Here is a 12,763-nt window from a genome sequence, read left to right as displayed (position 1 = left end):
ACAAAATTTCCTTGAGTACCCAACGGTAGCTAACTTAGCCCAAATCATTGAAGTAGTTTCTACAGCACAAAATGGTCAACTATCCATTACAAAAATACAAGAAGATTACGAAGAAGGAGAATTATGAAACTAGCCCCCGATAGAGCGAAGATTCTCCGGCGTTTGTTCCCGGGTGTTCCGTTGTTTGGGGTGAATGCTGAACAAATCAATGATTACTTAGCGGGTAAAACTCAACCATCTGTGGTGCTGATGAATCCACCGTTTTCGTCATCTCCCAATGTTAGCAATCGCAACAGTAAAGCCACACCACGACATATCAACTCGGCATTACAACGATTGTGCGACGGTGGACGGCTGGTAACAATCACCGCTAATTGGTTCTCACCAGCTAACCCAACTTGGCGAGAGACTTTTGTCAAGATGCAAGAGAAAGCGCAAGTTGTACTTTCGGTTAGAGTGACTGGGAAAGTGTACTCGAAGCACGGGACGCAGATGGATACTCGGATTACCGTAATTGATAAAGTCCCGGCTGATCACCCCTATGATATCCCTTGCATTTCCCAAACTCTGGAACTGCCTAGACTGCTGACGCTGATTGAGCAACTACCAAAGCGGTCTGTTTGGCAGCATTCTACGGCTTTTGCTCCTGTTGGCACTTTGGTCACAGTAATGTGGCTGAAGTTACTGATCGCAGCAAACGAGTTCTGAAATCCGAAGCTGGTCGCTTGTTTGTTGATTAAAGGGGTTGTGGTGCGAATATTGCTGAAACCACCGCATTTATGTCTGATCAGAAGCAAATCCTCATTACTGGCATTCTTCTGCCGATTTGGAAAACTCTACCACAGCAGAACAGTCGAGTATTTCGATTGCAATTAAGTAATGGAGAGAAAGTACTGGCTCGTGTAATCAGTGCGGAGAATATTCGTGCTGTTGCTGAACAATTGCAATTGAAGAATAAGCTTCTAACCCACATTCCGCAAGTTAGTTTGAAACCCTTGATATTTCCTATAAACCTACTCTGGCAAGGTTTTTAGGCATTAATTCGATATTATGCGATGCCCGCAGTAATTATTATTCATTAAATTTTTAAACATTTTTAACTGTCTTAACTGTCTACTTAACTGTTTTGCTCCTCTTGCATTTTATTGATAAAGCTGACATACTTCATAAGTTGAAGTTCAGCATATTGTTTTTAATTAAGCAAGGTTGTTTGGACTAAAAATTAATATTTTACCCTAGCAAATATAAATAAAGTAAAATTATGTTCAATATTTAAGAGTAGAAAAAACCGTAAACATTAACTCAAAAGAGATGCCTACGTGAAAAGAGTGAATACAAAAAACATTAAATATAAACTAATGACCATTGATGGAGGTAGTATACAGAGCATTAATCTAACACTAAATACGATAATCCATCGCAGTAATTCTGGCAATCGTATAAAATAAACCGCGAGTTTAAATTGGTGAAAACTAATTTTTATAAATCAAAATTTACATAGAGTGTCATGTCAAAAATGCAGATATCATTGACAAGCAAGCATATTGAGCCGCTTAATTTAAGTCCTTTCCAAAGAATTTTACTAACAAGTGATGGCACATTAACTGAAATATTAGAAGCTTATTTGTTGGAAAAAATTCAGCTAGTAAAAATATCAGAAAATTTAGTTAAAGTTGCAAAACCCATTCCAGCTTTAGATTTGGATATTGATACTCAAGTAATTGAGAGAAAAATCTTATTACAAGGCAAGATTAGCCTCAATAATTATATTTACGCCGAATCCATAATTGTACCTGAAAGACTAGACAGCAGGTTGAAGTCTAGATTAATTGAATCGCAAGAACCAATGGGTAGGCTATGGTTAGAACATAAACTTGAGACATTTAAAGAAATAATCGATTCAGCTAGAGAAACAGCCGAGGAATTATCTGATTTTTTTAATATAGCAAAAGAAGAAAAAATGCTGTGTCGCACTTATCGAGTTTTCTCTAATAAAAAACCTATAATAATGATTACTGAGAAGTTCCCTGAGAGCTACTTTCTTAAAAAGATTTAATTGGCTAATATTTTTATTTAAAAGTTAAAGTAAATAAAATTTATAACGAAGCGTGAAATCATGAAGCCTATACACTTTTAATACTTAAGGTAAAAATGCTAGATAAAAACCTTATTGAGATTGTCAAAAAGCATCCTAATAAAACTGCGATCGCTTATAATGAATCAAGGATTAGCTATCAAGAGCTTTATGCTAATATCAACAATTTAAGTGAGAATTTACGAACTATTGGTATCGCCCAAGGTGACTGCATCGCGTTAATTTTGCCTAACAGCCCAGAATTTGCGATCGCCTTTTACGCTACTGCTAAATTGAATGCGATAATTTTGCCAATCAATCCCCTTCTCAAAGAAGAAGAACTCAGCTACTACATTATTGATAGCAATGCTAGTGCAATTATTACCAATAGTTATGGAGCAGGTATCAGCCGTAAAATTATCTCAAAAATAGACAAAAATATAGAGTTAATTATTCTTGATGATACTTCTTTATTTACCAGACAAGTAGATAATTCAACAATTACAGAAAGTACCTCTAATTTTACAGGTGATGTACTTTATCAATATTCTTCTGGTTCTACAGGCAGACCTAAAAGAGTATGTAGAACCCAAAATAATTTATATCACGAAGTTAAAAATTTTACTGAAACTACTAATATATCTCCAGTAGATAATATTTTATGTATAGTGCCACTGTACCACGCACATGGTTTAGGAAATTGCTTATTAGCTGCTATACATAATGGTGCAACTCTGGTGATTTTAGAACCAGTTTTACATCAAGGTAAAACCATTGAAATTCCATTTATTTTTAGATGTTCTAGGATATTAGAACTTATAGAAAAAGAGAAGATTACTATTTTACCTGCTGTTCCCTATATCTTTAATACTTTAGCTGAAACACCAGATGATACTCTCGTTGATGTTTCTACGCTGAGACTATGCTTTTGTGCAGGTAACTTTTTATCAAAAGAGATTTTTGATAAATTTCTTCAGAGATTTGGCATTCCTGTGAGACAACTTTATGGTTGTACAGAAGCGGGTTCTGTTGCGATTAATCTAGATGAAGATATAGAAAATACCTACGATTCTGTAGGATATCCTTTAAAAAATATCGACATTAAAATCATTGATGATGCAGGCAAAGAACTCCCAACAGGAAGTATTGGGGAGATAGTCATGATACTCAAACTCAATTGCTCAACTTTAACGCTTATCAAGATGTGAGTCCTAAAATTGAAAAAGTTGGTATTACAGTGTTTGAATACAACAACATTAGTAAAGCAGATTATTTTAAAGAAGTAGAAAGAGCTACTAAATTAAGAGACTCCATTACAGCAGCCTCCTTCAATCCATTGGAGCGCATAATGGCGAAATTCCGAGAGTGTGGTGCGAAAGTGCGAATTGCTTCGGAACCATTTTACGGTAGTTATTATGCTGGATTGATCAGAAAAATAGAGCATGGTACCCAACTTCATATTGATTTTGCCCCATTGGAGCAATCTGAATGGGAAATTTGTACAATTACCACTCAACTTTCCTGGACTTTGTACTTGAAATTGTCTCCCAACAATCAGGGGAAAACGTGCATTTACGATCGCCGTTGGCAACCAAGCGATGAGCAATATAAACTCGATTCTTACGGATATAGTGATACAGTAATTGCTGATATTGTTATCGACGAAAATTGTGCCAAAACCCGATCTAGTTATAGTCAGCGATCCAGTTTCTGCGCGATGCCTTCATTTAGAGAGGGAATATGGAGTACGTACTACAACCTCCAATATAGAAGCGGTGCAAGGCGCATCGATTGTGATATTGGCAGTGAAGCCGCAGGTTTTAGCCTCCGTTATGGCTATGTTGAAGGATAAAATTTCACCTGATGTTTTAGTAATTAGTATTGTGGGTGGAGTAAGTATTTCATCTCTGTGCCAAGGGTTGAACCATTCTGCTATTGTGCGTACAATGCCGAACATTGCCGTACAAGTTGGTCATGGTACAACGGTATGGAGTGCATCATCAAGTGTGACAGAAATACAGCGATCGCATACCCAAGTCATTTTACAAGCATTAGGCAAGGAATTTGCTACTCAAAATGAACACTACCTTGATATGGCAACGGCGTTGAGTAGCGCCGGGACTGGGTTTATATTTCTCTACATCGAAGCAATGATTGATGCTGGAGTTCAGATGGGTTTAACTCGCGCACAAGCCCAAGAATTAACATTGCATACTATTGCTGGCAGTGTAGAACTTATGTTTCAGACTGACGAACATCCAGCAGTCTTACGAAACAAGGTAACTAGTCCTGGGGGAGTGACTGCTGCTGGTCTTTACGAGTTAGAAAAAGGTGGTATGCGAACTGTCATTTCTAATGCAGTGCTTGCTGCTTTAAGCCGCACTCAACAATTAGGTAATATCAGTTGAAAAATTAGTGCTGAGTGGGATTATTCAATAGGTGATTATTACTAATTAGTCAACACTAAAAGTATTAATTTTGATAAAAGATTTTAATTTATTTCTTAAATATGCCAACCCAAGTTGTTCAAGTTCAACCCTCAACAAATGCATTTTCAAGTTTTATCCAATTCTGGGAAAATGTAAGAGCGATCGCTGGGGTATCCAACAAAATCAGGAGAAAGAGCATTTTCAGACGTTATTCGCGCGTGGGGAATGCTTATTCTCCTAATATTGCTAATCATCGCACTTGTAACTGTCACTACTTTTAATAGTTTTATTTATCGCTATTTAATCGATGTGATCATTCAAGAAAAAGATTATTCTAAATTTACTTATAATATATCAATTTATGCTGTTGGACTTGTTTCGATAACGCTTTTAGTAGGATTTACTAAATTTGTTAGGAAGCAAATCGCTGTTGACTGGTATCAATGGCTGAACGATCACATTTTAAATAAATATTTGAACAAGCGTGCTTATTATAAAATTAATTTTAAAGCCGATATTGATAACCCAGATCAACGTTTATCCCAAGAAATTGAACCAATTACTAGTAGTGCCCTCAGCTTTTCAGCTACTTTGCTAGAAAAAATACTGGAAATGATAACTTTTTTAATAGTTGTCTGGACAATTTCCCAACAGATAGCTGTTGCTCTGCTTGTGTATACGATTATAGGCAACTTAATTGCTGTTTATTTAAATCAAGGATTGATTAAGATTAATCAGGCGGAACTTGAATCTAAAGCCGATTATGCTTATGCCCTAACTCATGTTCGTAATCATGCTGAGTCCATAGCTTTTTTTCAAGGAGAAAAACAGGAACTGAATATAATTCAACGCCGATTTATTAATTTAATAAAAAATATTAAACACAAGATTGATTGGGAGAGAAGTAAGGAAATTTTTAACAGAGGATATCGGGCTGCTATCGAATTTATCACACTCATAGTACTCGCGCCTTTATATATTAAAGGTGAAATTGATTTCGGACAAGTTGGACAAGCTATTGCAGCTTGCTATATGTTTGCTGGTGCTTTAGAAGAATTAATCCGTGAATTTGGCGTTTCTGGACGATTTTCTAGTTATGTTGAGCGTTTATCTGAGTTTTCAGATGCCTTAGAAGCAGTTACCAAACAACCCGATAATGTCAGTACTATTAAAACAATAGAAGAAAACCATCTCGCTTTTGAGAATGTCACCTTACAAACCCCTAACTATGAGCAGGTAATCGTCGAAGACTTGTCATTGAACGTTCAGCCTGGAGAAGGTTTATTAATTGTGGGGCCGATTGGTCGAGGTAAAAGTTCTCTGTTGAGAGCGATCGCTGGTTTGTGGAATGCGGGAACTGGCCGTTTGGTACGACCTCCGCTAAAAGAAGTATTATTCTTACCCCAACGACCTTATATCATTTTAGGGACTTTGCGCGAACAGTTACTTTATCCTAATACGAATCGTCAAATGACCGACGCAGAACTCAAAGACGTTTTGCAACAAGTAAACTTGCAAAACTTGCTAAGTCGAGTTGAAGGCTTTGATACTGAAGTTCCTTGGGAAAATATATTATCTCTGGGAGAACAACAACGCCTTGCCTTTGCACGACTGTTAGTTACTCATCCTAACTTTACTATCTTAGATGAAGCAACAAGTGCCTTAGATTTAACAAATGAAGGAAGTTTATATCAACAGTTACAAGATACCAAAACAACGTTTATTAGTGTTGGACATAGAGAAAGTCTATTTAATTATCATCAATGGGTTTTAGAACTGGCACAAGATTCCAGTTGGCAACTTATATCTGTGCAAGATTATCGGTTGCAAAAAGCAAAAGAAATTGTCACTAATACTTCCGAAAATACTGAAATTCCAATAGATAATCCATCTCAAAATCAGCCCTCAAATCAAATAGAGAGCAGTACAAATAAAAAGCTTTCTCATAAGGGAATGAACGAATTAACCTAAATGTTGAGTTTCGGTACAAAACTTCACGCCATTCCTAGCGGGTGAGACTTGTCAAATTTGGGTTTGACGCACTCACACTAAACTAAAGTTATCTCTACTATATTTCTGAGTTTGCACTCAAGGCGGTGTAGAGACGATTTTCCTCCAAAGTCCTAAAGGGCTTCGGTTTCAATCAACGAACCGCACGATCCAGACGTGCCCGTTTCCGTGCATCTGGCTCCCGATGTTCTCAGCTTGCGCTTTTGCTCATGTGCTTGTAATCCGTAGCAACTCTCGTGAATTGCTTCAAGATTATTTTTCTTCCAGTTGGCGTGGTTTCCGTCGATGTGATGCAGGTGAACCCATTCCTCATCGATGAACTTAAGACCACAGGATGCACATTTGGGAATGCCTTGTCTAGTAATTTCTTACTAGAGTAGCGGTTTTGCTTGGTTTCCTTGTTGAATACCTTGTAGGCTCTTGTTTGGATGTGATAATCCTTGGTTATACATCAGACCCCTTTGCTTGAATTTCATCAAAAATAATTAATTAAATAAAGGATACAATTTTTCATAAAAAATTATATTATTCTACGCAAAAATACTTAAAAAATAAACTTTTATTCAAGGTATCAAAACTCCGTTTATTTATTTATAAAGCATTCCGGAAACAGGAGGTAATGTCAGAAAAACTAAATAATAAGGACTTACTGAGTAACCAGGTCATGACTAACCACATAATCGGTAAATTACTACAAGGGCGTTACCAAATTCTCCAAAGCCTGGGTGCAGGGGTATTTGGACAAACATACATAGCTGTAGACGTAGATTATCCACAGAGTCCCAAATGCGTTGTTAAGCAAATTAAAGTCAACAGTTCCGAACCTGGCTACTTGGAAATGCTCAGGTTAATGTTTCTAACTGAAACTGAAACTCTCAAGCATCTGGGAAGCCATCAACAAATTCCTGAATTTATCGCCTGCTTTGAAGAAAAAAACCAGTTTTATTTAGTCCAAGAGCTAATTGAAGGACATGCCCTGACTGCGGAATTACCCATTGCTCAACAGTGGGGGTGTCTGTGGAGTGAAAGGGAAGTTGTAGAATTTTTAATAGATGTCTTAGGTATTTTAGAATTTGTTCACTCTCAAGGCGTAATTCATTGTGACATCAAACCCGAAAACCTGATTAGACGTAATAGCGATGCCCTACGCAAGTTAGTTTTGATTGACTTTGGCTCAATCCAGTCTATCGATTTTGGTATCGGTGCAGAATTGCCGATTTATAGAATTCCCGTCACCTCATTAGGATACATACCACCAGAGCAATTTATTGGTCAAACACAGCCCAACAGTGATATTTATGCTTTGGGTATGATTGCTATCCAGGCTTTAACTGGGTTAGAACCACTACAATTAAAAGTTGATCCTCATACTAATGAGATTTTTTGGCGTTCTCAAAACACGCCAGTTAATGATTATCTAGCTGCTGTTCTCAGCCAAATGATCCGCTACGATTCTCAAAATCGCTTTCAGTCTGCGACTGAGGTGCTGCGGGTACTCAAACAAATAGTATGGGAAACTCAGCCACCAGAAACGTTAGAAGCAGATAATCAATTTTTTCCAGAAGTGGCGATTGAAGATGATAATCCGACATCTGGCAAATTATCTCCGTTATTCACGGGAATGAAAGTCGGACTAGCAGCTAATTCTTTATTGATGGGATTTGGTGCATATTCTTTAATTAATACTGCTCCTGCATACTCAGAAACAGAAACTTTATCTAAAGCAACACAAGAATATCAAGCTGGGGATTTGCAAGAAGCGATCGCACTTATTAAATCAATTCCCTCCCACAGTAATGTTTATCCAGAAGCGCAAGCCACAATTGAAGAATGGCAAGAGCAATGGCAAGTTGCAGCACAACAATATGAAATAGCTCAAGTAGCTTTTCATGAGAGCCGATGGTCAAATGTTCTTGATGCTGTTTATCAAATTCCAAATATTTCATATTGGCAATCTAAAACAGATAAACTAGTTCAGCAAGCATACGTCAATATTGAAGCACAGACACAAAACTTATTAGCAAAAGCTTACAAAAGTGCCCAGATAAAAGATTTTTCTAGTGCATTACAATATCTACGGCAAATTCCTAAAGAAAGTCGTGCCGGTGCTTTAGTTCAAGAAAAGTTGGCTGAATACAACCGAAAGCGCCAAATCAGAGCAGCTTACTTTTTACAAAATGCTTACAAAAAAGCATCTATTGGTGATTTTGATCTCGCTGTGAAATTTCTCCGAAATATTCCCCAAGATGCTCTAGTTTATGCTCAAGCTCAAGTCAAATTGAATGAGTATACTCAAAAACAACGGTTGCAGTTTGGCAATCAAAAGGTAGCTTATGGAAAAATAAAAAATTCATTTGTCTCTAAAAAATTAACTGCTAAAACTGAATATCTTCAGGAAGTAAATTACCTGCAAGAAGTGAATATTCGATAGTTACAGCAATGTTTAGATAAATTGACTTTTTACATACATAACTTTTAAAATGTGAGTAGGGGCATAATATATTTTGCCCCTACATCCCACCTTCCGCACCCAGTACTGTCACAATCGGTTATTACTGAGATTGATTCATCAATAAAGAATTAAATAACACATTAAATGAGCAATAAGCAGCGTAGCTCTATGCTTGGTTCGTAAGGATCGTAGGTTACATAGGTTGGAACTTGGAGAATCTTTTCGTAATAATGGAGTTTACCGTAGGGTGGAGTTGAGCGGACTGATAGTTCTCCGCCTTCTGTGTCTGAGAGAAATTCCATCACCACAGCCACAGCAGCACCTTCTAAATTTGGGGTATAGCTGCGACGAACTACATTTGTTCCTACAGACTGCACTTGAGGGACATAAAACCAGTCTGGGGCTTTGACAACGATTTTTTTGTTGACTGTGGCTACAAGTCCAAAATTAGAGCCAATCAGCATTTGAGACTGGATGCGTCCTGTGCTTCCCAAAGCATCGGTAAGCGCAGCAGCGATCGCAGGTTGTTGAATATTTTCCACTGGATCGTCAGGTAAAATGAAGTCGGCAGGAAGTGCTTCCCAAGTAACAGTAGGTTCTTTTTGGATGGGGTTAACTTGTAAAACCATAAAACTACTCCTAATATTAATGCACAGTTATTAGTTACTTTTAACAAATCTTCAGGGCGCACAACTGTGCATTTTTACTATAAATCTGGAAAGATTCTCTGAGAGGTGTATATACTACTCGTAGTCAAGCACTTAGCAGGTGTGAGTATGATAGTTGAGTGGTTTACTCTCTGGATAGGTCAAAAAGCGGTTGGATTTCTAGTCAAAACTATTATTAGCGAAGAATTTTTCAAAGATTTAGTCAAGGACTACGCTAAAGATTTTTTTAAACATATCTTTAATAATGCTGTAACTGCGCCCTTTAAGCAAGAACCGCTTCAGAAAGCTGTAGTTATGGCGCTGACAGAATTTTTGCAACTGATGCAGCAGCAGTTAAAGGTTCGTTGCAAACTTGATGAAGCTGAAATTAAAAATTATGCTGAAGATATCAAGATATTTATCCGTGAAAAATCGGTTAAAGAAATTCTTGGTCAGGCTTTTGATATTAAATGTGATTCTCTAGATTTTAAAACACTCGCAGATAGTTGGAAAAGACTTCAACTCCAACCTCTACCACCTAAATTTAACTGGCAAACAATTACAGAACAGTATCTCATCCAAGTTCAAGATATTCTTTCGGATTCGGAAGAGTTACGCTATATTTTAGAACTTCAAAAATTATCCAGTATTGACAAAACTTTAAAAGAAAACGCTGATATTCCCAAGGATTTTAATTTACCGCAATATTTAGAAACTATTCGTGAACGCTACGGAAATCTGAAGTTAGATAGTTTAGAAACTACATCCCGCGAACATCCGGTAAATTTATGGCAAATGTTTATCCCGCAAAATGTGCGCCAAGTTTATCAGGTTTTACCCGAACTGCCTAAAGAACATCTCCGTCGGCTAAAAGAGAGTAATCAATTAGATACGGAATTGGAAATAGAAAAATTTCAAGAAGAAACAGAACGTTATCAACGCACTTATTTTGAGCAGCCAATCCGTTCAATATTAGATGTTATCCGAGAGAAGCAACGTAAGAATTATCTAGTTATTTTAGGCGATCCTGGTTCCGGTAAGTCTACATTGTTGCAATACCTAGCGTTGGATTGGGTAGAAAAAACTCTTGAACAGAATGATTTTAATCTGCCAATTCCTTTGCTGATTGAATTACGCAATTATCAGCGCGATCGCGATGCGGGTAATTGTAATAACTTTCTCCAATTTTACCATAATAGTCCCAATTGTTTTTATCACCTCAATCAGCATAAATTGCATGAGCAGCTAAAGGCTGGTAACGCTTTAGTCATGTTTGATGGTTTGGATGAAATCTTTGAATCGGCGAAGCGGGAGGAAGTCATTACCTCTATTCATCGCTTCACTAATGAATATCCCGATGTGCAGGTAATTGTCACTTCTCGGATCATCGGCTATAAACAGCAACAATTGCGAGATGCAGAGTTTCGCCACTTTATGTTGCAAGATTTAGAACCAGCACAGATTCAAGATTTTATTGAACGTTGGCATGATAAAACTTTTAGTCAAGCGGAAGAAAGAGATAAAAATATCAAACGAGAGCGGCTACAAAGAGTAATTAATGAATCGAAAGCAATTGCCGAACTTGCACAAAATCCTCTGCTGTTAACGATGATGGCAATTCTCAATCTCAAGCGAGAATTACCCAGAGATAGAAGTGAACTGTATAAAGATGCTTCAGAAGTTCTGCTGCATAATTGGGACGAGGGACGCAATTTAAAGCCTGATGAACGTCTGGATATTATTGATTATAAAGATAAACAGGCAATGTTGCGTCAAGTTGCTTATCAAATGCAAACCAGTGAAAAAGGTTTAGCTGGCAACATTATCTATGCGGATGATTTAGAAGCAATCTTCACTAAATATCTGCAAAGCATACCAGTGGGTGATGCTAGAGATAAAGCCAGACGGTTGATTAAACAACTGCGCGATCGCAATTTTATTTTATGTTTCTTCGGTGCAGATTACTATGCCTTTATGCATCGGACTTTTTTAGAATATTTCTGTGCTTGGGAGTTTGTCTGGCAGTTTGAGAAGGAACGCAGCATTACAATTGAGTTTCTCAAAACTGAAGTTTTTGGCAAACACTGGCAAGATGAAACTTGGCATGAGGTATTGCTGTTAATTGCCGGAATGATTGAGCCAAAATTTGTTGGTGAAATTCTTGATTACTTGATGGCGCAAAATGGCGAAGAGGAAAAATTTATCAACCTTTTTTTAGCGGCTAAGTGTCTTGTAGAAGTGAGAAATCGCTTGGTGATTGCATCAGTGGCTAATAAATTGCTTAACGAATTAAAAGACTTAACTAAATATGACCTATGGTACTATTACGAACTCTATGATGATGAAGAAGAAACTGAGCTAGTTCAGGAAATTCGCAATCAAGCAGTAGCAACAGTCGCCGCAATTTGGAAAGATAACAGCGATACCTTACACTGGCTCAAAGACCGCGCCACTGCTGATGATAATTGGGATGTGCGAAGTGCAGCCATCCAAGCATTAGCTAGCAATTTCCCAGATGACCCGGACACCCGCTCGATTCTCAAAGACCTCGCCACTGCTGATGATAATTGGGATGTGCGAAGTGCAGCCATCGAAGCATTAGCCAGCAATTTCCCAGATGACCCGGACACCCGCTCGATTCTCAAAGACCGCGCCACTGCTGATGATGATGAAAATGTGCAAGGTAAAGCCATCGAAATATTAGTCAGCAATTTCAAAGATGACCCGGACACCCGGTCGTTTCTCAAAGACTGCGCCACTGCTGATTATGATTGGGATGTGCAATGTACAGCTATCGAAGTATTAGCCAACAATTTCCCAGATGACCCAGACACCCACTCGATTCTCAAAGACCGTGCCACTGCTGATGAATATCCTGTGCGATATGCAGCCATCGAAGCATTAGCCAGCAATTTTCCAGATGACCCAGACACCCACTTGATTCTCAAAGACCGTGCCACTGCTGATGAATCTGCGAACGTGCGACGTGTAGCCATCCAAGCATTAGCCAGCAATTTCTCAGATGACCCGGACACCCGCTCGATTCTCAAAGACCGCGCCACTGCTGATAATGATGAGAATGTGCGAGGTGCAGCCATCCAAGCATTAGCCAGCAATTTCCCAGATGACCCGGACACCTCCTCGTTTCTCA

8 protein-coding genes and 2 pseudogenes are annotated in these 12,763 nt (G+C 38.0%); 9 read left to right on the top strand and 1 reads right to left on the bottom strand.

The window, feature by feature from the left end:
* The first annotated feature begins 123 nt into the window (after positions 1–123).
* The 8 genes and pseudogenes from V7K98_RS10615 to V7K98_RS10580 all read left to right on the top strand — a co-directional run bounded on the left by V7K98_RS10615 (position 124) and on the right by V7K98_RS10580 (position 8,944).
* Entirely contained in the window at positions 124–708 is a 585-nt protein-coding gene (locus V7K98_RS10615) for a hypothetical protein (RefSeq protein ID WP_335021477.1), read from the top strand.
* Between the two features lie 71 nt (positions 709–779).
* Positions 780–1,034: a hypothetical protein gene (locus V7K98_RS10610; protein ID WP_335021475.1), complete on the top strand. Its 255-nt coding sequence runs from the start codon at positions 780–782 to the stop codon at positions 1,032–1,034.
* A gap of 473 nt (positions 1,035–1,507) precedes the next feature.
* Positions 1,508–2,056 (top strand): chorismate--pyruvate lyase family protein, encoded by a 549-nt coding sequence (locus V7K98_RS10605; RefSeq protein WP_335021473.1) that lies wholly within the window; start codon positions 1,508–1,510, stop codon positions 2,054–2,056.
* Between the two features lie 95 nt (positions 2,057–2,151).
* The gene (locus V7K98_RS10600) at positions 2,152–3,282 is read left to right on the top strand and encodes a class I adenylate-forming enzyme family protein (protein WP_335021471.1); all 1,131 of its coding nucleotides are present in this window, start codon (positions 2,152–2,154) and stop codon (positions 3,280–3,282) included.
* A gap of 462 nt (positions 3,283–3,744) precedes the next feature.
* Complete coding sequence (gene proC / locus V7K98_RS10595; protein WP_335021469.1) at positions 3,745–4,482, top strand: pyrroline-5-carboxylate reductase; 738 nt, start codon at positions 3,745–3,747, stop codon at positions 4,480–4,482.
* 101 nt (positions 4,483–4,583) lie between these two features.
* A pseudogene (locus tag V7K98_RS10590) lies at positions 4,584–6,474 on the top strand (ABC transporter ATP-binding protein/permease).
* 223 nt (positions 6,475–6,697) lie between these two features.
* Positions 6,698–6,832 (top strand): hypothetical protein, encoded by a 135-nt coding sequence (locus tag V7K98_RS28900; protein WP_442940409.1) that lies wholly within the window; start codon positions 6,698–6,700, stop codon positions 6,830–6,832.
* Between the two features lie 345 nt (positions 6,833–7,177).
* Positions 7,178–8,944 (top strand): serine/threonine-protein kinase, encoded by a 1,767-nt coding sequence (locus V7K98_RS10580; protein ID WP_335021467.1) that lies wholly within the window; start codon positions 7,178–7,180, stop codon positions 8,942–8,944.
* Between the two features lie 173 nt (positions 8,945–9,117).
* Here the strand turns inward: V7K98_RS10580 and V7K98_RS10575 are convergent.
* A pseudogene (locus tag V7K98_RS10575) lies at positions 9,118–9,594 on the bottom strand (hypothetical protein); the annotation flags it as partial.
* A 147-nt stretch (positions 9,595–9,741) separates the two neighbouring features.
* Between V7K98_RS10575 and V7K98_RS10570 the strand changes: the two are divergent.
* On the top strand, positions 9,742–12,763 hold a 3,022-nt coding region (locus V7K98_RS10570; RefSeq protein ID WP_335021466.1), incomplete at its 3' end, for an NACHT domain-containing protein.

This window comes from Nostoc sp. (genome assembly GCF_036917435.1).
Classification (GTDB): Bacteria; Cyanobacteriota; Cyanobacteriia; order Cyanobacteriales; family Nostocaceae; genus Nostoc.
This window is presented reverse-complemented; position numbering and strand designations above follow the sequence as displayed.

Coding starts and splice junctions, on each gene's coding strand:
- V7K98_RS10580 (WP_335021467.1), top strand. CDS start 7,178: ATGACTAACCACATAATCGGTAAATTACTACAAGGGCGTTACCAAATT.
- V7K98_RS10600 (WP_335021471.1), top strand. CDS start 2,152: ATGCTAGATAAAAACCTTATTGAGATTGTCAAAAAGCATCCTAATAAA.
- V7K98_RS10610 (WP_335021475.1), top strand. CDS start 780: ATGTCTGATCAGAAGCAAATCCTCATTACTGGCATTCTTCTGCCGATT.
- V7K98_RS10615 (WP_335021477.1), top strand. CDS start 124: ATGAAACTAGCCCCCGATAGAGCGAAGATTCTCCGGCGTTTGTTCCCG.
- V7K98_RS28900 (WP_442940409.1), top strand. CDS start 6,698: ATGTTCTCAGCTTGCGCTTTTGCTCATGTGCTTGTAATCCGTAGCAAC.
- V7K98_RS10605 (WP_335021473.1), top strand. CDS start 1,508: ATGTCAAAAATGCAGATATCATTGACAAGCAAGCATATTGAGCCGCTT.